15 protein-coding genes and 1 pseudogene are annotated in these 20,206 nt (G+C 60.6%); 7 read left to right on the top strand and 9 right to left on the bottom strand.

Features of this window, described 5'->3' with window-relative positions; genetic code table 11:
• Positions 1–452 precede the first annotated feature (452 nt).
• Positions 453–2,105: a phosphoglucomutase gene (locus ACTQYB_RS07505; RefSeq protein WP_441482321.1), complete on the top strand. Its 1,653-nt coding sequence runs from the start codon at positions 453–455 to the stop codon at positions 2,103–2,105.
• A 708-nt stretch (positions 2,106–2,813) separates the two neighbouring features.
• Here the strand turns inward: ACTQYB_RS07505 and ACTQYB_RS07500 are convergent.
• A complete protein-coding gene (locus ACTQYB_RS07500; protein ID WP_033505937.1) occupies positions 2,814–3,911 on the bottom strand; it encodes a hypothetical protein in 1,098 nt (365 codons plus the stop codon).
• A gap of 230 nt (positions 3,912–4,141) precedes the next feature.
• On the opposite strand from ACTQYB_RS07500, the pseudogene ACTQYB_RS07495 reads away from it, so the two are divergent.
• Together ACTQYB_RS07495 and ACTQYB_RS07490 are read left to right on the top strand one after the other, a co-directional pair.
• Positions 4,142–4,564: pseudogene (locus ACTQYB_RS07495) on the top strand (RrF2 family transcriptional regulator).
• 123 nt (positions 4,565–4,687) lie between these two features.
• A complete protein-coding gene (locus ACTQYB_RS07490; protein ID WP_007055323.1) occupies positions 4,688–6,304 on the top strand; it encodes an FAD-dependent oxidoreductase in 1,617 nt (538 codons plus the stop codon).
• Between the two features lie 158 nt (positions 6,305–6,462).
• Here the strand turns inward: ACTQYB_RS07490 and ACTQYB_RS07485 are convergent, their stop codons facing one another.
• Entirely contained in the window at positions 6,463–6,759 is a 297-nt protein-coding gene (locus ACTQYB_RS07485; protein ID WP_007055315.1) for a hypothetical protein, read from the bottom strand.
• 231 nt (positions 6,760–6,990) lie between these two features.
• Here ACTQYB_RS07485 and ACTQYB_RS07480 point away from each other — a divergent pair, with 231 nt between their 5' ends.
• From ACTQYB_RS07480 to ACTQYB_RS07470, 3 genes are all read left to right on the top strand, one after another.
• Positions 6,991–7,827, top strand: a complete 837-nt coding sequence (locus ACTQYB_RS07480; protein WP_007055306.1) for a ribonuclease H family protein — start codon at positions 6,991–6,993, stop codon at positions 7,825–7,827.
• Between the two features lie 130 nt (positions 7,828–7,957).
• Positions 7,958–8,656: a ribose-5-phosphate isomerase RpiA gene (gene rpiA, locus ACTQYB_RS07475; protein ID WP_441482312.1), complete on the top strand. Its 699-nt coding sequence runs from the start codon at positions 7,958–7,960 to the stop codon at positions 8,654–8,656.
• A gap of 233 nt (positions 8,657–8,889) precedes the next feature.
• A complete protein-coding gene (locus tag ACTQYB_RS07470; protein WP_441482311.1) occupies positions 8,890–10,191 on the top strand; it encodes an O-acetylhomoserine aminocarboxypropyltransferase/cysteine synthase family protein in 1,302 nt (433 codons plus the stop codon).
• Positions 10,192–10,487: 296 nt separating this feature from the next.
• Here ACTQYB_RS07470 and ACTQYB_RS07465 read toward each other — a convergent pair whose 3' ends face one another.
• Complete coding sequence (locus tag ACTQYB_RS07465; protein WP_004268639.1) at positions 10,488–10,577, bottom strand: 30S ribosomal protein bS22; 90 nt, start codon at positions 10,575–10,577, stop codon at positions 10,488–10,490.
• Positions 10,578–10,691: 114 nt separating this feature from the next.
• Positions 10,692–11,330 carry a hypothetical protein gene (locus ACTQYB_RS07460; protein WP_044091641.1) on the bottom strand — a complete coding sequence of 213 codons (639 nt, stop codon included), beginning with the start codon at positions 11,328–11,330 and terminating at the stop codon, positions 10,692–10,694.
• A 102-nt stretch (positions 11,331–11,432) separates the two neighbouring features.
• Here ACTQYB_RS07460 and radA point away from each other — a divergent pair, with 102 nt between their 5' ends.
• Complete coding sequence (gene radA, locus ACTQYB_RS07455) at positions 11,433–12,857, top strand: DNA repair protein RadA (protein WP_033505949.1); 1,425 nt, start codon at positions 11,433–11,435, stop codon at positions 12,855–12,857.
• Between the two features lie 35 nt (positions 12,858–12,892).
• On the opposite strand, the gene ribF is transcribed toward radA, so the two are convergent.
• From ribF to nusA, 5 genes are all read right to left on the bottom strand, one after another.
• The gene (ribF, locus tag ACTQYB_RS07450) at positions 12,893–14,203 is read right to left on the bottom strand and encodes a bifunctional riboflavin kinase/FMN adenylyltransferase (RefSeq protein WP_441482310.1); all 1,311 of its coding nucleotides are present in this window, start codon (positions 14,201–14,203) and stop codon (positions 12,893–12,895) included.
• Positions 14,204–14,311: 108 nt separating this feature from the next.
• The gene (gene truB / locus ACTQYB_RS07445) at positions 14,312–15,316 is read right to left on the bottom strand and encodes a tRNA pseudouridine(55) synthase TruB (protein WP_441482309.1); all 1,005 of its coding nucleotides are present in this window, start codon (positions 15,314–15,316) and stop codon (positions 14,312–14,314) included.
• Positions 15,309–15,887, bottom strand: a complete 579-nt coding sequence (gene rbfA / locus ACTQYB_RS07440; RefSeq protein WP_441482308.1) for a 30S ribosome-binding factor RbfA — start codon at positions 15,885–15,887, stop codon at positions 15,309–15,311. Before rbfA ends, truB begins: the two co-directional genes overlap by 8 nt.
• A gap of 235 nt (positions 15,888–16,122) precedes the next feature.
• Complete coding sequence (infB, locus tag ACTQYB_RS07435) at positions 16,123–18,921, bottom strand: translation initiation factor IF-2 (RefSeq protein ID WP_412170450.1); 2,799 nt, start codon at positions 18,919–18,921, stop codon at positions 16,123–16,125.
• A gap of 193 nt (positions 18,922–19,114) precedes the next feature.
• Entirely contained in the window at positions 19,115–20,179 is a 1,065-nt protein-coding gene (nusA, locus tag ACTQYB_RS07430) for a transcription termination factor NusA (RefSeq protein ID WP_321046540.1), read from the bottom strand.
• Positions 20,180–20,206: the final 27 nt, after the last annotated feature.

The raw sequence follows: 20,206 nt of genomic DNA, 5'->3' as shown, positions 1-20,206 counted from the left end.
CTTGTTTGACTTGCAACCCTGCAATAAACGAATCAGTTACACTATAGCGCTGCACTTCGTTTCTTGCAAGCATCTTTGCGGGCATCTTTGGATTGAATCGTCTCGAGCCGCGGATCTTCAAGGAAGATGCCGCGTTGGCGCGTGGCTGCTGGTACGAGGTCGCGGGTGCGTGGTCACAGACACGTGGGCGCGGGCGGACCGGCGAGACGATGCCGGGTGCCGCAATCACTGAATCAGCCCGACGTCCGTATGTCGCCAATCGTATGCAAACGATAGCAATCAAGAGGAATACGATGATTCCGCCAATGCAAACGTTTCATTCCTGACACGAGAAGCGAAAATCAGCGATCGTTGCCATATGTCGGGACGCCTCCGAGCGAACATCCAAACGACGTGGCACAATTGAAGACATGGTAGCAAAAAATGCGGGTCTTCCCGCCACCCCAGCTGATCTGATTGATGTCGACGAGGTCATCGGCAAATACTATGACATCGTCCCCGACGTCAACGTCCCCGAGCAGCGCGTGAGCTTCGGCACGTCCGGCCACCGCGGCTCCTCCCTGAAGACCTCGTTCAACGAGGCCCACATCGTCGCCATCTCCCAGGCCATCGCCGAGCACCGCAAGGCCGCCGGCATCACCGGCCCGCTGTACCTCGGCCGCGATACCCACGCCCTGTCCTTGCCGGCGTGGAAGACCGCTATCGAGGTGCTGGTCGCCAACGGTGTGCGTGTGCGCATCGATTCGCGCGACGATTTCACCCCGACGCCGGTCGTCTCCCAGGCTATCCTGACGCACAACCGTGCGGCTGACGGCACGCAGCGCTTCTCCGGCGACGACCTCGCCGACGGCATCGTCGTCACCCCGTCGCACAACCCGCCCACCGACGGCGGCTTCAAGTACGATCCGCCGACCGGCGGCCCGGCCCCGGCTGAGACGACGAACGCAATCGCCAAGCGCGCCAACGAGCTGCTGCCTGATTTCAAGAATGTCAAGCGCGTTCCGTTTGAGCAGGCCGTCAAGTCCGATCTCGTCGAGCGTTTCGACTTCCGCAAGCATTACGTCGAGGATCTGGGCAACGTCATCGACTTCGACGTGATCAAGTCCTCCGGCGTGCGCCTGGGCATCGACCCGCTGGGCGGCGCGTCCGTCAACTACTGGCCGCTGGTCAACGAAGTGTACGGCACCTCCATCGAAGTCGTGCGCCCGCAAGTCGACCCGACCTGGCGTTTCATGACCATCGACCACGACGGCAAGATCCGTATGGATCCGTCCTCCCCGTACGCGATGAAGGGTCTGGTCGACTCCCTCAACAACGGCGCGTGGGACAAGTACGACCTCGTCGGCGGCACCGACCCGGACGCCGACCGTCACGGCATCGTCTGCCCGAACTGGGGCGTCATGAACCCGAACCACTACATCGCCGTCGTCGTCGAATACCTGTTCGGTAAGGACAAGAACGGCAACCCGAACCGCCCGGATTGGCCTGAAGGCACCGGCATCGGCAAGACCCTCGTGTCCTCCTCGCTCATCGACCGTGTGGCCGCCTCCATCGGCGCCAAGCTCGTCGAGGTCCCGGTCGGCTTCAAGTGGTTCGTCGACCCGCTGTTCACCGGCGAAGTCGCGTTCGGCGGCGAAGAGAGCTCCGGCATGAGCTTCCTGCGCAAGGACGGCCGCGTGTGGACCACCGACAAGGACGGCCTCATCCCCGACCTGCTCGCCGCGGAAATCACCGGCAAGATGGGTAAGAACCCGGCCGAACTGCACAAGGACCAGGTCGCCCGCTTCGGCGAAAGCTGGTACAAGCGCATCGACACGCCGACCACCCTCGAGCAGAAGCAGAAGTTCGCCAAGCTCACCGGCGACGATGTGACCGCCACCACCCTGGGCGGCGAGGAGATCACCGCGAAGCTCACCAAGGCTCCCGGCAACGACGCGCCGATCGGTGGTCTCAAGGTGACGACCAAGGACAACTGGTTCGCCGCCCGCCCCTCCGGCACCGAGAACATCTACAAGGTGTACGCCGAGTCCTTCGTCTCCCCCGAGGCTCTGGACAAGGTACTCGACGAGGCCACCGTCGTGGTCGACAAGGCCCTGAGCGAGTGAAATCGCTGCGTTAGTCGCGTTCACCGCAACTAATAAGGCTCTGCATTGGATTCATGCAATCCACTGCAGAGCTTTTTTAGCGCATATGCAGTTCGCGACCACTGAAACACGCAGGTCAACGGTTCTCCTCATGCACCGTGACTGCATTTTCTCAACATCACTGCAGGGCAGGACGGCCAGATGACCGCGAAACGTTCGCCTGCCTACCATCATCATTGTGGGGTCACAGCGGCCAGATGACCGCCGAAGCGTTCGGTCGGCTTGCATCATGGTCGAGTTTTAACATCGTTGTGGGACGCCACGACGAATTTGCCCATTCCAGAGTTGCCATCCCACAAAAGCGTGGGACAACAGCTAAGTCAATCGTTTTACATTTTCCCCCATCCCACACACTCAAACTGGAAACCCCGGAAAGACGCCATTCCTGCCACACCCGTCACAGCCATTACCCGAGGGGCCGTGGGACGCCACGCAAAAATCGGCAAAACACGCGTAGCGTCCCACACCCATTGGCGCAAATCCACGCCCAATGCACCCCCCCCCCAATCGACCACTATGACACATTTCCCTCCACAATCGAACACTAGTCATTCACGAAATCCATCACTACGAGGCATCGCAATCGAACGGCATGCAATATCAAGCACACACCACAACAACAGGTCGTACAAATATTGCCTTTACATCAGTCCATTTCGGACATTATGGTCACAGCAGGCTCTGCGACAACTCTTCAAGAGACATGGCAACTACATGAAACTCGAATACGGCACCGCGCGAAGCAAGCGCCCTCGCCACGTTGAAAGCGAATTCAGCACGAGCGTCCTCGTTAGCGATACTTGCCGCCGTGGCGACGAAGACCAGCCATCTCCGCCCGACCAGCACACCCCTTTTCTCTTGGTCACGGCGCCATTGAGCCTTACTCGTACGATGATGATCGCCATCATATTCAACAGCGACCTTGAACTCTGGCCACGCTAAGTCCAACGTTATGGGAGCTCCAGATGCAAAAGCCGCATCCGGCACCACATAGTTCGCAACCGGCTGTGGAATCCCATGCGCTACCAGAGAGAGTCGTTCTTCTGATTCTTTGGGCGAATCAGCACCAGGTGATATCAGCGGCAATGCTCGAACGCAGGACGGGCGCCCTCTGAATCGGGTAAATCGCTCCACGAACTTCACCAGATCCTGATAGATTGCAGCAGCATCACGATCCTTGGCCAATACTGGCTGTTTGCTCGTAGCAGCGATGACGGCATCCCCGAGCACAATCAGGGACTCAAAAGAAACATACGGGGCAAGTTGAGCCCATACGTGAAACAGGTCCAGCGCAAACACGTGTTGGTTCATTTCCACATTGGCGGCTTTAGCCGCATGTTTCCAAATATGCGTTTGCAGTGGTGCATGGCGTGTACGAAACCGCTTGCTCTTAACGCTGGATACAGTGTGCAGCTTGGCCGAGTCGAGGTCGCAATCGGCGGGAATCGGTACGGATTGCAGAGCGAGGGAAGTGGTTATGCCGAAAAGCAGCTTCTTGCCCGCCCGTTTCGCTTCCTCAGTGCAGCGTGCGACCATGTCGCGTTTGCGCTGGGCAAGGCTTTCGCTCATGGTCGGTGCCGCCGCAGAATCATGTGCACCACTGTTTGGCGATGGCGAGTCGCGAAAAGTCGGGTATTTCGAGTCAGCAGAAAATGCCCCCGCAAATTCGGGCGGAACAAAAACTGTCTCCGATTCTTCCGGAGGCGGATCGTATATAGAGCCTGGCAGAGCTCCATAGTTGGTGATGCCGTCGGTCATCCTGTTCATGACACCACCATATGGGTAGTGGGTGCGGAAACGGAAGCCGATTCGAGGTATGTGGTCCTAGCTTCACTTACGCACATTCATTGTGGATAACCATGTGGACACCTCACTTATACACATAGTCATCCACCTCTTCAACCCCGATTTGACACACTAACTGTATCTGATATGATTACAGTATCATAACTGTACACATCATAGCTACAGTATCGACTCGGTGAGGAGGTCGTTTCATGAACGGCGACCATTCACTGGCAGTGCACGCATTGGTCTACCTTGACCATCGCGCCACACACCTGCCCAGTCAGATCCTGGCCGAGAACATATGTACCAATGCGGCGCGCGTGCGCAAAGTAATGCGACCGCTCGCCTCAGCCGGACTCATCGCCACTAAAGAGGGTGCTGAAGGCGGGTAAGCTCTGGCCCGGCCCGCCGCCGAAATCACTTTGCGCGCGGTAACGGAAGCCACCGGCACCACTTTTGTGAAAGTGAACTGGACACCGGGCGACGTACACGAGGACTGTCTGGTGTCATCTTCAATGGGCGCAGTGATGAACGACATCTATGCCGGGCTCAACCGCACTTGCCTCGAACAACTCGAACACACCACCATCCACGACATCACCGAACAGATATTCAGCGAGCGCAAAGGCTAATAATCCCGCGCGTTTCCCCTAGCCAGCATCAGTCGATAACGCTTCGGCAGTCAAAGACGCCGCACGGCACACAACACATCAGCACAACGCACTCTTATCACTCGAATACGTAAGGAAGTAACCATGTCCATCAGCACACCCAATGCCATCAGCACACCCAGCACCTCCCCCACTATCACCACCGACGCCCTGATCATTGGATTCGGCAAGGGCGGCAAAACCTTGGCTGCCAAGCTCAGTGCAGCCGGCCGCAAGGTCGTCGTCGCCGAGGCAAGCGCCGACATGTACGGCGGCACCTGCATCAATATCGGATGCTTGCCGTCCAAGTCACTGATTTTGTCCGCCGAACAGGCGCGGCGGGATGGCGCGAACAGTACTCCCGAAACCCGCGAAGCAGCGTTCGAGGCTGCTATCAAGGAGAAGCGCCGCGTCACTTCGATGCTGCGCGACAAGAACTATCACAAGCTCGCCGACCAAGACAACATCACCGTAATCACCGGCCGCGCTCACTTCACCGGCCCTCATAGCGTGGAAATCGCCACCGCTGAGGGCCCGGTCGCCGTGACCGCCAGCAAGATCTTCATCAATACCGGTGCCACGCCGCGCATTCCGGATATTCCCGGTATCCATACTACGCCCGGCGTCTACACCAGCACTGGACTGATGGATCTCGACGATATGCCGCAGCGACTGGTGATTATCGGTTCAGGATTCATTGGACTTGAGTTTGCCTCGATGTTTGCCGATTTCGGCACGGCGGTTACCGTGCTGCAGCACAATGCCGAGTTCCTGCCGCGCGAGGATGCGGATGTGGCGGCCGCGATTCGCGCACAGTTGGAAGCGCAGGGCGTCAAGTTCCTGTTCAACGCGGATACCAAGGCCATCGCGCCTGCTGCTGACGGCGGCGTCAGGTTGTCCGTTGCGGTGAAGGGTATGACTCGCGGCGCATCGCAAGCTTGCGATTCCACCCCCGCCGGCACCGGGAACGCTCATACCGATATCACCGGTGCCACCGACACTACAACAACCACCAGCCCCACTAGCAACCCGACCGATCACGCCACGATGTCACACGTTCAAACGAAACCATCAGACGATGGCGAGCCGCGGTTCGCCGAGCCGGCTGAAGCCCGATTCTGCCTGACCACCGACGCGGTACTGGTGGCCACCGGACGTACGCCGAACGTCGAGGGACTGCATCTTGAGGCAGCTGGCGTGGAGCTCACCGAACGCGGTGCCGTGAAAGTCGACGAGCTTCTGCGCACCACAGCAGCCGACATTTGGGCTCTGGGCGATGTGAACGGCGGCCCGCAGCACACGTACATTTCGCTGGATGACTATCGCGTGGTGTGGTCGCAGCTCAATGGTTCCGACCGTCCGTACACGGTGAAGGACCGCAAGCATGTGCCGTCAAGCACATTCCTCGCCACGCCTTACTCGCGCGTGGGATTGAATGAGCGCGAGGCGAAGGCGGCTGGATTGGATTATGTGGTCAAGCGATTGCCGGTGGCCGCTGTGCCGAAGGCCCAGGTAATGCGGCGACCGGATGGTCTGATGAAGGCGATTGTGGAACGCAATACTGGCCGCATTCTGGGTGCGATGCTGCTTTCCGTCGAGTCGCACGAGGTGATCAATATCGTCAAGTTGGCGATGGATCTTGACGCGCCGGCCAGCACGTTGCGCGATATGGTGTTCACGCATCCGACGATTGCCGAGGCACTGAACGACTTGTTCGCGTAGTTTGTTCGCATAGCACGCCCGCGCAGCATGACCCGCGTAGCGCAGCCCGCAACAGACTCCCCTAATGCGCGCGAAGGTCCTCATCGACGTAAACCGATGAGGACCTTCGCGCTGTCGTCATGATCCGGACGTGACAGCAATCACGTCCGAACCAGCCGTTACTTCAAGCCGAGCTTACGGTCCAGAATGTCGGAGGCATCCAATCCTAAGCGGCGTCGGATGAACCAGCCAAGACCGAGCGGCAGGCCGGGAGCCAAGGCCATGCCGCCTGGACCGAGTGCCACGGTTTTGGAGTTGCCTGCGATAAGCATGGTGCCCTTGGATGCGGCCGTGGAGGTCGAACCATCGCTGTCCGCCTCTGGTTTGAGGATTTCGATGTTGCCGTCACTGGTTTTGTACAGTCCCTTATTCTCATTCCAGATACCGGATGCGCCATTGTTGCCGGCCTCACCCACAGAGAGGAAATGTCTTGTTTTTCTTGTGAGCGCTCACCTATTCACGCGCGATGGCATGTTTTTCAAGCAAAGTCAATAGGTGTGATGTTATTCACACTCTTCACTACGTTGTTTTGCCTCGCACTGGGCAACCCCACTTCAGCAAGAGATTGCACAGCTTGCGTTAGGGTGGAGAACATGACTATCACAGTATCCACAGATGGGTCCGCATTAGGGAATCCAAACGGGCCAATGGGCTGGGCCTGGGCCGATCATGAGCAGAACGCCGGCGGCAAGCCCGGCCATAAGCACGACGACCATGGTTATGATGCGGGCGGCGCGACCAACGGCACCAATCAGATTGGTGAGCTGTGCGCAGTGCTGGAAGCTTTGCGAGCGCACCCGGGCCCTGAGCCATTGCTCATCGAATCGGATTCGCAGTACGCCATCAATTGCTCGACCAAGTGGGTCAAAGGCTGGAAGAAGAACGGCTGGAAAAATTCGCAGAAAAAGCCTGTGAAGAACAAAGAGCTTATTCAGGCGATCGACCGTGAGATCTCACAACGCCCTGGCCCGGTGGATTTCCGATGGGTCAAAGGTCACGCCGGCAACGAAGGCAATGAGCTGGTCGATGAACTGGCACGCACCTATGCGGGCGATTGCCGTTCGGGTGCGCGCGACGGCTATCTACCGATTGAAGGCTGGCAGTCGCTGCTGGGCTCCGAATACGCACATGGCACCGATGTGCCTCCAGACGTGCAATTGGTATTGGACGGCAAAGCGGATGCGGCAAGTTTGCGCAAGCCGGCTGCGGCGACGGATCAGACGGATGCCGCAAGGCCGGAGACCAAGTCTTCGTCACCCTTAGCGGCACAATCAACGCAACCTGTACAATCAACGCAACCTGTACCCCCCGCAAAGCCCAGCGGGCTGACGGTATCCGGTACGCTGACCTTCTCCCCCGCGCCGAAAACGAGCCCGTATTTCAACGGGCAGCCGATGCCGATCAAAGGCAGCATCGAAATCGAAGGCTATGTGGACGGCGACGGCAACCTGACCATCACCAACGCACCATTCGTACGACACTGACACCCAAACACACGAATATGTACCGCAATCGGACACGATGACACAAAATCGCTCATTCGCGTTAGGATAGGAGATAAGGCTTCACGCCGTTGATCCGTGCGGCGGAGGCAAGGATGGCAAAGGAGAAACCATGGATAAGGCACAGCAGGATGCGCTGAAGAAGGCGGCCGGCATCGAAGCCGCCAAGCTCGTTGAAAACGGCATGATCGCAGGCCTCGGCACTGGTTCGACCGTGAAGTTCCTGGTGGACGAGCTCGGCCGCCGTCATCAGGAGGAAGGTCTTGAGTTCACTGGCGTGACCACGTCTCGCCGCACGCAGGCCCAGGCCGAGGGCTACGGCATCAAGATTGTGAACATCGACGATGTGGACCACATCGACATCACCATCGACGGCGCCGACGAGGTCGACAAGAACTTCAACGGCATCAAGGGCGGCGGCGCTGCCCTTCTGTGGGAGAAGATCGTGGCGATCAATTCCAACAAAGTCGTGTGGATCGTTGACCAGTCCAAGGTCGTCGACACCATCGGCAAGTTCCCGCTGCCGGTCGAGGTTATCCCCTTCGGTAACGGCCAGGTGATCCGTAAATTCGAGGCGAAGGGCTACAAGCCGACGCTGCGCCTGGACGCCGACGGCAAGCCGGTGCTCACTGACGAGAACGATTACGTCGTAGACCTGCACCTGGGGCGCATCGACCACCCGCAGGAGCTGGCCGAGGATCTCATCCACACCGTGGGCGTGGTGGAGCACGGCCTGTTCCTCAACATGGTCGACCAGGTCATCGTCGGCGATCCGGCAGGCCCGCGCGTGCTCACCAACCCGAACAAGTGAGCGTGTAAATCCTCCCTTTCAAACCCCCGCGGGGCAACCCACGGGGGTTTCTTTTACAGCCTGAGCGGGTATCTGCGGCACGAATCCGCCAGCATACGGCCATTGCCGTCGAGAACCACCCGAATCCGTCACACATCACACATAAGAGAGTCAGTGGAATGGCTGGGGATACACTGAATAAGGTACGTTGACGCACATCCGATACGATGCCCTATCACAGAAAGGCAAACCCCATGACCGATATGACGGACGAATCCCAATCCATCGACACCATCTGTGTCCAGGGCGGCTGGCAGCCGAAGAACGGCGAGCCACGCACGCCCCCGATCGTCCAGTCCACCACATTCAAATACACGAGCAGCGAGCAGATGTCCCGCCTGTTCGACCTGTCGGAGTCCGGGTATTTCTATACCCGCCTGTCCAACCCGACGAACGATGTCGTCGCCAAGAAAATCTGCGAACTCGAAGGCGGCACCGCGGCCATCCTCACGAGCTCCGGCCAGGCGGCGAACTTCTTCGCCCTGTTCAACATCTGCTCCGCCGGCGACCATATCGTCGCCTCGAACGCCATCTACGGCGGCACCTACAACCTCATCAATGTGACCATGCGCCGCATGGGCATCGACTGCACCTTCGTGCACCCGGACTGCACGCCCGAAGAGCTCGACGCCGCGTTCCAGCCCAATACGAAGGCCGTGTTCGGCGAATCCATCGCCAATCCCTCGCTCATGGTGCTTGACTTCGACAAGTTCGCCGCCGCAGCACATCAGCACGGCGTGCCGCTGATCGTCGACAACACCTTCCCGACGCCCGTCAACTGCCGCCCCTTCAAGTACGGTGTCGACATCGTGACGCATTCGACCACCAAGTACATGGACGGCCACGGCTCCTGCGTAGGCGGCGCCATCGTGGATTCCGGCAACTTCGACTGGATGGCCCACGCCGACAAGTTCCCCGGCCTGACTACGCCCGACGATTCGTATCACGGCGTGACCTACGCCAAGGAATTCGGCAACGGCGGCGCGTTCATCACCAAGTGCGTGGCGCAGCTCATGCGCGATTTCGGCTCGATCCCCTCGCCGTTCAACGCATGGATCCTCGGCCAGAACCTTGAAGATCTGGGGCTGCGTATGAAGCGGCACTGCGAAAACGGCTACCAGGTGGCGAAGTTCCTCGACGAGGATCCGCGCATCTCGTGGGTCAACCACCCCGGCCTCGAAACCGACACATACTACGAGCTCGCGAAGAAATACATGCCGAACGGTACGTGCGGCGTCATCGCCTTCGGCGTGCCCGGCGGTCGCGACAAGGTCTCCGCGTTCCTCGACCATTTGAAGCTCGTGTCCATCGCCACGCATGTAGCCGATTCGCGCTCATGCATCCTCTACCCGGCCGGCACCACGCACCGTCAGCTCACCGAGCAGCAGCTCAAGGAGGCGGGCGTCGGCATCGACCTCGTGCGTCTGAGCTGCGGCCTAGAAAACGCCGACGATATCATCGCCGACCTGAAGCAGGCCATGGACGCCGTGCTCTGAGCCCACACGCACGCACCTGTGCGCAGTAATACCGTGAATAGCTGAACCGCGAACGGATGGTAATCCAGCCCGTTCGCGGTTTTCTTTCTCGGCGTGCGATCACCATGTCAGGTTGCGCATGCCCGGACATACGCAACATACCTATGCGTCCTCTTGCCAACCGGTTACGCCAAAGCCGCGTCCGGATGCCACCAGTTCAAGGCAGCCGCTCCGGCAAGGCAAAGAAAAAGCCCCTCCGAAGAGGGGCCTGAGCTGTGAGCTACTCGCATGTTGCGCGCGAGGCTTCACCGGTGCAACTACTTGCGCTGGTGACGAGTCTTACGCAGCAGTTTGCGGTGCTTCTTCTTGCTCATCCGCTTGCGGCGCTTCTTGATGACGGAACCCATCTGAAGCCTCCATTCTTATTACCGAAAGATTGCAACTCGCCTAATACTACACGCATTCGGCGACTTTGGATAACGACATTCCGACGGCACACGCGAAAGCGCGTCCTGCCTTCGTCACAGCGGGAATTTCTGGCAGAACGTCGTCACCGCGTCACTCGGACCGTTCGCCTGAAATACCGCGGTATCGTTGAGCCAGACAGCGACCGCCTTCTTGCTGTCGGAGGCGTCCTTGCGAATCACATAGCTGCCGGTAGTCTTTCCGCTGACCTTGACATTGCCGGATGCAATCTCGTCGCCAGTCAGCGAGGCCGTCAACGTCTCATACTGCTTTTTCGCATCATCTGCACTGGACCACTGTGCGGTAATCAGTGAGATGTTCTTTGTGTCATCCCCAGTGGAATACGTCATCGTGTACTCTTCCAGCGGTGACGTGGATGTCCAGTTCGCGCTCGGGTTGGCGTCGGTACGCGCATAATTGACCACGCTGTCCGGCATGGCTTTCAGCAGACTGGTCGCGTCAGTGGGCAGAGCTTTTGCCGAAATGGTCGGAGTCGATGGAGCTTTCGCGCTCGCTGACTTCTTGCCGCTCGCCGTCGAGCTGGTGGTCGGCGCACTCGCCGGTGTCGTCGTCTTGTTGAGCGCCCAGCCGGGCCAGATGAATGCCGACAGCAGTGCCAGCACAATAACCACCGCTGCCACTGCGATTACCGCAGTGAGCTTGCCGTGGGATGAGGATTGTTGAGTGTTCGCCATACGGTTTATTCTCGCACAGCGGCATGACGCGTGCCCGGCATCATCGGGAACGCACGTTGAGCCCGCCGCGCAATGTCGTGAAAGTTCGCTAGCTTCGGCACTATGGCAAAGACTACGACGCAGTACGTGTGCACAGAATGCGGCTGGAACGGCCCCAAATGGTACGGACGCTGCCCTGAATGCGGCCAATGGGGCACGGTCGAGGAGTTCCATGAGGCGCGTCCCGCCGCAAAATCGCGCACCGCCGCTCCCGGCCGTACCTCGCGCACGCAGGCACAGACCGTGGTGGGTGAGGGCACGGTCAAACCGATCAGCGAAGTCGGCACGGAAAGCGTTGCCCGCATTCCCACCGGATTCGGCGAATTCGACCGTGTACTGGGCGGCGGCATCGTCCCCGGTTCTGTCGTTCTGGTCGCCGGCGAGCCGGGTATCGGCAAATCAACACTATTGCTCGAAACGGCGGGGAATGTGGCGCGCACGAACCCGGATGGCACCGTACTGTACCTGTCGGGCGAGGAATCGCAGGCACAGGTGCGCATGCGTGCCTCACGCATCGATGCGGTGCAGGACAATCTCCTGCTCGCCTCCACCACTGATCTGGCCACCGTTTTGGGGCTGATCGCTCAGGAACATCCGCGGCTCGCCATCGTGGATTCCGCGCAGACTATCGTCTCCCAAGATGTCGATGGCATCTCGGGCGGTTCCACCCAGGTGCGAGAAGTCGCGAGCGCGCTTATCGACACCGCAAAAACCCTTGACATCCCTATTGTCTTGGTCGGTCACGTCACCAAGGATGGTTCAATCGCCGGGCCGCGCACACTGGAACATCTGGTCGATGTGGTCTGCCAATTCGAAGGCGATACGCAGACCGCGCTGCGTATGCTGCACGCGGTGAAAAACCGGTTCGGTCCCACCGACGAGGTTGGCTGCTTCGATATGAGCGGCGAGGGCATAGAAGAGGTGACCGACCCTTCCGGGCTGTTCCTGTCCGCTTCGCAGGAGACGGTAGACGGCACATGCGTGACCTTCACTCTGGACGGGCATCGCAGCCTGCCAATCGAGTTGCAGGCGCTCGTCACGAAATCCGTGTTGCCCACCCCGCGTCGTGCGGTCAACGGTGTGGATGGGAACCGTCTGGCGATGCTCACCGCGGTCCTGTACCGTCATGGCAAGGTGAATCTGCTTGCCAACGACGTCTATGTTTCGACCATCGCGGGGGCGTCCGCCAAAGAGCCGGCATGCGATTTGGCGATTGTTGCGGCGTTGGCGAGCGCAGCGACCGGCACCCCGATTGCACGGTCGACCTGCGCGATCGGGGAGATATCGCTGACCGGGCAGGTGCGGCCAGTTCCCCAGCTCACCCACCGGTTGAACGAGGCGGCACGGCTCGGGTTCACACGTGCCGTGGTTCCGGCGACCCGTTCGGGCAAGCGGCGGGGAGGTTCCGCGCCGAAGGGGATTGAATTGGTCGAGGTGACGTCGTTGCGGGATGCGTTGGACGCATTGGGGCTCACGAAGCGCCGGTGAGAGACGGCTGACGATATGCCAGCGCCAACAGCCGTTCAGGCCTGCCGGGCGGCATCCGCCGCCTGCTTGGCGTTGACCGCAAGCTCAGCTTTCAGTGCGTCCACGGAATCGAACTTGATTTGTGGACGCAGGAATCCGGTGAATTCAATGCGAGCGCGATGCCCGTACAGGTCAAGCCAGTCATCGGTCACCGCATAGGCTTCGACGACACGTTCCGGCTCGCCGGCTTCGGCTTCGAATGTGGGTTTGGTGCCGATGGAGATAGCCGCCGGCCAACGGTATGGCGAGTGCGGAGCAAGCCGCGATCGAATGGAGGCAAGGTCCACGGGCAGCGGGATGCTTGCGGCGGGCGTGGTGCCGTCCGCATTCGCAACATCGGGCCGAGCAGCGTCTTGTGGCGCCTGATCCGCCGCATCTGCAGACGTCGTCGAATCCTGCGCATCATCGCCGTTCTTAGGCTCACCCAAGTCAACCAGCCACCCCGCGTACACGCCATCGACAGGCAGGAATCCGTCAATTTGCGTGTCCAGATTCGCCGTCGGGAAGCCGATGCCACGACCGCGCTGCTCGCCGTGAACAACCGTGCCTTCGATGGCATGAGGCGCGCCCAGAATGGCGTTCGCATCCTTGATCCGTCCATGGGACAGCAGATAGCGCACATTCGAGGAACTCCACACTCTCGCCTGTTTGGCTTGATGCTTTTTACTCCACGCGCGCATCTGGGCCTTGGTCATGCCGGCGGTCGGGTCTTTCGGCTCGCCCGGTCCCTCAGGCGCAACATATGCGATATTCTGCGGGATACGCGTGTATCCGGGCCCGCGGTCGTCAACGATGTCCAGTTCGAACACACCGGTGGCGAGCGCAAGATTCTCGATGGCTTTCACATCGCCGGTGCGGCCCGCCCCCATATGCGCGTCCTGCCCCAGCACGAGGGTGCGCATACCGAGTTTGCCGACCAGCTGGCCGAGGAAGAAACGGAAGGATTTCGCGGCGAACGCGAGCGTATACCGCACGAGCAGCACGTGGTCCACACCCAGTTCGTCCATGACGCGCAGCCGCTGGTCGACGCCCATGAGCCGCTCAGGATCGGCGATATCCGCCGGCGGCTGCTGCCCCTGATGGGTTTTTGCGTACTGATGGACGACACTCGGCCGCGGGTCGAACAGGATGACCACCGAGAAGGCGTTGTTGCGCTTGGCCAATTCAACGGTTCTTCCAATCACCGCACGGTGCCCCTGATGCATGCCGTCGAAGGATCCGACCGTGACGACGGATTTACGGTTGACGCTCAAGGTCGGCCAGTTGACCAGCCCGTTGACGTCGGGAACCAGATTGGTGATATTCATGCTGTTCCTCTTGTCGTTGTCCCGAAACTCTTGGATGTCTTGGTTGTGATGTCTTGGTTGTCTTCGATGTTTTGATTCTTGGATTGCCGCGTCCACTCTAGCAAAAGGTCAGGCGGCGGGAAAGACCACCGTCGGGCGCGATTGCGCCGGCATCCCGCTGTCGGGGACAATGATGGCGACCACGTCTTCCCCGGTATTTGCCGGATGCGCGATGGCGGCTGTGGCACCCGCCACGGTGACGCCAATACTGCGCCCATACCGCAGATCCTGCGCCTGCTTGTCACTGACATCCACGACGGGCATGGTCATCCGTGCGGCCTGCCCCATGGTCAGGGCGGCGTCCAGGAGCTGCTCCTTCGTGATATCAAGCCGGGCCCTCATGCGGGTTTCGTGCCGTCCGTCGCGCGTGGTGAAGCTATGTTCCTCGCTGCGGGCGGGCAAGACATGCGGTCCTTCGAGGCTGAACGCGCCGACATGGGTGCGCCGCAACCGGGTGAGGTATCCGCCGACCCCGAGGATATGGCCCAGATCGCGGGCGAGCGCCCGAATATACGTTCCTGCGGAGCATGTGACACGCACGTCGATATCGCGCGTGTCCTGCGCCGCATCCGGTTCATGGACGGCGAGCACGTCGAAGCTGTCGATGGTCACTTGGCGAGGCTTGAGGGCCACCTCCTTGCCTTCGCGGGCGAGATCGTAGGCGTGTTTGCCGTTGATTTTCACCGCAGAGTAGGAGCTCGGGACCTGGCTAATCTCCCCCATCAGGTGGGTGTTAATCGCCTGTTCAATCACTTCCCGGGAAAGCGCGGCGATTTGCGCGCGCACGTGTTCGCGTTCCTCGGCAGGCCACTCGATGGCCTCGCCTTCGGCATCCTCGGTGGTGGTGCGCATCCCGAGCCGGATGGTCGCCTCATAGGTCTTGTGATGGTCGACGATGTAGTTGAGCAGCCGGGTGGCGTAGCCGAACCCGATGACCAGCACGCCGGTGGCCATCGGGTCGAGCGTGCCTGCGTGGCCGACGCGTTTCACGTGAAGCACCGACCGTACCGCGGCAACGACGTCATGGCTCGTGACCCCTTGCGGCTTGTCAATGACGATAAGGCCGTCAGGCATCCTGCCCGCCTGTCAGCCCGCTGTCGGTATCGTCATGTTCGTCGCCGGTATCGACGGCGTCGTCGGATTCCTCACCGTAGTTGTCGTCGTCATAAGCATCGTAATCATCATCATCCTCGGCCCATCGGTTCTCCCGCTCCTCAGGATGCTTGTACGGATCGGCTTCGCCGGCGTACTGGGCGTGTTCACGGCTTTTCGCGAGTTCCTCGTCACGACGACGGGCGGTGACTAGAATATCTTCGATTTCGGTCGCCTCCCCCGGCACCTCGTCGAACTTGAACTTGAGTTCCGGGGTAAGTCGCAGCCCCGCCTTGCGACCGACCAGCGTGCGCAGACGGCCTTTCGCCTGATTGAGCGCCTGCTGGGCGCGCTTGCGTTCACCCTGTTCCTTGCCGTCGTGGCCGAGCTGGGTCCAGTAGATGGTGGCGATCTGCAAATCGTTGGTGACCCGCACGTCGGTGATGGTCACGCTGTGGAGCCGTTCGTCGTGCAGCTGGCGTTCCAACGCGGATGCGACCACACGCTGGATGAGCGCCGCGATGCGCGCCGCCCGTGGATTCGTCCCTGCCAATGGTGTTCCTTTCTAAGAGTTCTAGGAGCCGGTCTGTTCGAGGCCGGTCTGATACGTTCGTTGGTTTGATATTCCCACAGCCCAGTCACGTGTGCCTGTTTCAGGCTGAGGGCGTAACCGCCCGCGGGCAGTCTTCATGTCTTCGGTTGCGCAACAGGCCAGTGCGCCGATGGAGTGCACTGGCCTGTTCCTGGTGTTCCGAACCGTTGTGGGCGGCCCGGGCCGTCCAAAACGGCTACTTGCGTTCGATTTCGCGCATCTCGAAGGTCTCGATGATGTCGCCGATCTCGATGTCGTTGAAGGTGCCGAGGTTGATACCGGCCTCGTAGCCTTCCTTGACCGACTGGACGTCGTCCTTGAAACGACGCAGCGAGGAAATCTCCAGGTCGTTGACCGTGGCGACCCCGTTGCGCAGGATGCGGCACTTCGTACCACGCTTGACCTCGCCGTCCTGGACCATGACGCCGGCGATGTTGCCGAACTTGGAGGAGCGGAAGATTTCGCGGATCTCGGAGTGCGAGGTGACGACCTCTTCGTATTCGGGCTTGAGCATGCCCTTCAAGGAGGCTTCGACATCCTCGATGGCCTTGTAGATGATCGAGTAGTACTTGATCTCCACGCCTTCGCGTTCCGCCAGATCGGCGACCTGACGGTTCGGGCGCACGTTGAAGCCGATGATGACGGCCTTGTCGACGCTCGCCAGGTTGACATCGTTCTGCGTGATGGCACCGACACCGCGGTGGATGACCTGGATGCCGACTTCCTCGGACACATCGATCTTCATGAGCGAATCCTCGAGGGCCTCGACAGAGCCGGAGGAATCGCCCTTGATGACGATATTGAGCATATCCACTTCGGACTTGGCGAACTGCTCCTTGAGGCTTTCGAGCGAAACCACCTTGCGGCGCTTGGCCAGCTGGGCCGCGCGTTCGGTGGCCTGACGCTTCTCGGCGATCTGGCGTGCCGCACGGTCGTCAGGGGCGACCAGGAACAGGTCGCCTGCGGTCGGCACGGAAGTCAGGCCGAGCACCTGGACAGGCGTGGACGGGGCTGCGGCCTTCATATGATTGCCGTTCTCGTCGAGCATCGCACGCACGCGGCCGTACGAGGTACCGGCCACGATAGCGTCACCCACATGGAGGGTGCCGGACTGCACGAGCACGGTCGCCACTGCACCACGGCCCTTGTCCAGTCGGGCTTCGACGGTGGCGCCTCGAGCGTCCATATCCGGGTTGGCGCGCAGATCAAGCTCCGCGTCGGCGGTGAGCAACACCGCTTCGAGCAGCTTGTCGACGTTCGTGCCTTGCTTGGCGGAGATGTCGACGAACATGGTGTTGCCGCCGTACTCCTCTGGCACGAGGCCGAATTCGGTGAGCTGGCCGCGCACACGTTCCGGGTTGGCGCCTGGCTTATCGATCTTGTTGACCGCGACCACAATCGGGACATGCGCCGCCTGCGCATGGTTGATGGCTTCAACGGTCTGGGGCATGACGCCATCATCCGCCGCGACCACGAGGATCGCGATATCGGTGAGTTCGGCGCCACGGGCACGCATAGCGGTGAAGGCTTCGTGGCCAGGGGTATCGAGGAAGGTGATCTTGCGCGATTCGCCGTCAAGCTTGACCGTCACCTGGTATGCGCCGATGCGCTGGGTAATGCCGCCGGCCTCACGAGCGACCACGTTGGTCTTGCGGATGGTGTCCAGCAAGCGGGTCTTACCGTGATCGACATGGCCCATGACCGTGACCACAGGCGGACGCGGCTTGAGGTTCTTGTCGTCCTGCAGCTCTTCCTCATCAAGGTCGATGTCGAACTGCTGCAGCAGCTCCTTGTCTTCCTCTTCAGCGGAAACGATCTTGATGTTCCAGCCGATTTCCTCGCCGAGGATCTGGAAGGTCGCTTCGTCAAGGGACTGGGTCGCCGTGGCCATCTCGCCGAGATGGAACAGGACGGTGACGAGCGCCGCCGGATTGACGTTGATTTTCTCAGCAAGATCCGCAAGGGACGCGCCCTGACGCAGACGCACAGTCTGGCCGTTGCCTGCGGGGATGCGCACACCGGCGATGACCGGGGCCTTCATCTCCTGATATTCATGACGCTTCGCGAGACGGTTCTTGCGTGCTTTCGAGGACTTGCCGCCCTGACGACCGAATGCACCTGCGGCACCGCCACGACCACGGCCGCCGCCACGGGACGGACCAGCATTGCCGCCACTGTTCTGGAAGCCGCCGCCGAAATGATTGCCGCTTCCACCGCGGTTTGCGCCGGCACCTTGGCCAGGACGATGCTGGCCCCACTGCCCCGGACGAGCACCGCGGCCGTTGGCGAAACCATTGCGGCCGCCACGACCACGGCCGCCACGACCACCTTCGACAGTCGGGCGCGCCATGGGGTGCGGACGCGGGATGTCACCCGGAGTGGGCACGTGCATGCCCTGCTTGCGGCTGAACGGATTGTTGCCCGGACGCGGCCCCGGAGTCGTGGCATGCGGCGTACCGGAACGCTGTTGCGACGCGGCGCCTTGGGCTCCGCGCGACGCGTGCGGACCACTGGCCCCTGGACGAGGACCATTACGACGCGGATTGTGACCCGGACGGCCTTGCTCACCGTTACGGGAATTGCGTCCCTCGCGGTTGTCACGACGGTCGTCACGGCGCTGGGGACGGTCAGGACGACCACCCTGCTGGGAACGCTGGCCGGCATGAGGCCCCGGATGCGGTGCACCCGGCTTCGGCACATGCAGATGTGCCGGCCCCGGCTTCGCGGCATTGCTCTCGCTTGATGCCTGCGACTGCTCCTGATGATGCTCGGAGTGTTGCGGACGCGGTGCAGCCTTTGCACCTTGCTTCTTATCGTTTGGCTTATTGGATGCATCCTGCTTCGGGAAGGATGCCTTCAGACGACGAACGACCGGCGCCTCCACGGTAGAAGACGCGGACTTGACGAACTCCCCCATGTCCTTGAGCTTCTCAAGGACGGTTTTGCTGTCAACGCCAAGCTCCTTGGCCAGTTCATATACGCGCTGTTTTGCCACTCAGTTTTCTCCTATTCCGTGACTGCGCGCATATGCGCAGTCACACTTCGATGATGGCGAGCTTACCTTGTCTCATCGTGCGACCATGATCTGTTACCTCGTCTCCGTGTCACGGCCCGGAAGTATGGACTGCCGGGCCCGGATTGCCGCAATCCAGCATACCGGAGACTGTGGATTGCGGCGCGAGCCGTGTCTACTTGTTTTCAGCCGATTGTGACGCGCCTGCCTCAGCTGCCCGTTCGGCGGCGAGCTTCGCCTTATGCTGCTCGGCAGACTCGATGCCGATCTTCCAACCGGTCAGCTTCGCGGCGAGACGGGCGTTCTGCCCTTCCTTGCCGATGGCGAGCGACAGCTGGTCGTCATGGATGAACGCGATGGCGGTCTTGTTCTTCTCACTGATGACCTGCACATCCGTCGCAACCGCAGGTGACAGCGCCGACGCCACAAACTTCGCCGGATCTGCGGACCAATCGACGATATCGATCTTCTCGTTGCCGAGATTCTCCATGACAGCACGCACTCTGGATCCCGCAGGGCCGATCAATGCGCCCTTCGGATTGACCCCGTCAGTGTTCGCCTTGACCGCGATCTTGGTGCGGGCACCGGCCTCGCGCGCGATCGCCATGATGGACACCGCGCCGGACACCAGCTCCGGCACCTCGCGTTCAAACAGGCGACGCACCAGCTCCGGATGGGAACGGGAGACGACAATCTCCGGCCCCCGCAGGCCACGAGACACATTGACCACATACACGCGCAGACGTTCGCCATGACGATACCGTTCGCCCGGCACCTGCTCGCGACGAGGAAGCAGCGCTTCGACATCGCCAACGGCGATATGTACATTGCTCGGATCCTTAGCGTCCTGCTGGACGATACCGGTGATCAGCTTGCCCTTCTGCCCTGCGAAGGCGCCAAGCACACGGTCATCCTCAGCCTTGCGGAACAGCTGGCTGATGACCTGACGCGCCGTCGCGGCAGCGAGACGACCGAAATCATGCGGGGTGTCGTCATACTCCTCCCCCAACTTCGGCGCCGGATGAGGGTCATCCTCGGTCGGCTCGACCGGAATCTCGTCCTGAGCCCAGATCGTGAACGTGCCTGCACGCTCGTCAAGCTCGACGCGGGCATGCTTCGCCGCGTGCGGTGTTTTGAGATAAGCCAGTCGCAATGCCTCGGAAAGTGCATCATCCAGCGTCTCGGCGTCAATTCCCTGACCAGCTGCCAGCTGGTGAATACCTGCCAGGTCCAGTTCCATCCTGCAAGACCTCCTATGTGAAGTTAT

It is taken from the genome of Bifidobacterium sp. LCP19S3_E9 (genome assembly GCF_052121135.1).
In the GTDB taxonomy this organism is placed as follows: Bacteria; Actinomycetota; Actinomycetes; order Actinomycetales; family Bifidobacteriaceae; genus Bifidobacterium; species Bifidobacterium thermacidophilum.
This window is presented reverse-complemented; position numbering and strand designations above follow the sequence as displayed.

Coding starts and splice junctions, on each gene's coding strand:
- ACTQYB_RS07500 (WP_033505937.1), bottom strand. CDS start 3,911: ATGAACAGGATGACCGACGGCATCACCAACTATGGAGCTCTGCCAGGC.
- ACTQYB_RS07490 (WP_007055323.1), top strand. CDS start 4,688: ATGTCCATCAGCACACCCAATGCCATCAGCACACCCAGCACCTCCCCC.
- ACTQYB_RS07480 (WP_007055306.1), top strand. CDS start 6,991: ATGGGCTGGGCCTGGGCCGATCATGAGCAGAACGCCGGCGGCAAGCCC.
- rpiA (WP_441482312.1), top strand. CDS start 7,958: ATGGATAAGGCACAGCAGGATGCGCTGAAGAAGGCGGCCGGCATCGAA.
- ACTQYB_RS07470 (WP_441482311.1), top strand. CDS start 8,890: ATGACCGATATGACGGACGAATCCCAATCCATCGACACCATCTGTGTC.
- ACTQYB_RS07465 (WP_004268639.1), bottom strand. CDS start 10,577: ATGGGTTCCGTCATCAAGAAGCGCCGCAAGCGGATGAGCAAGAAGAAG.
- ACTQYB_RS07460 (WP_044091641.1), bottom strand. CDS start 11,330: ATGGCGAACACTCAACAATCCTCATCCCACGGCAAGCTCACTGCGGTA.
- radA (WP_033505949.1), top strand. CDS start 11,433: ATGGCAAAGACTACGACGCAGTACGTGTGCACAGAATGCGGCTGGAAC.
- ribF (WP_441482310.1), bottom strand. CDS start 14,203: ATGAATATCACCAATCTGGTTCCCGACGTCAACGGGCTGGTCAACTGG.
- truB (WP_441482309.1), bottom strand. CDS start 15,316: ATGCCTGACGGCCTTATCGTCATTGACAAGCCGCAAGGGGTCACGAGC.
- nusA (WP_321046540.1), bottom strand. CDS start 20,179: ATGGAACTGGACCTGGCAGGTATTCACCAGCTGGCAGCTGGTCAGGGA.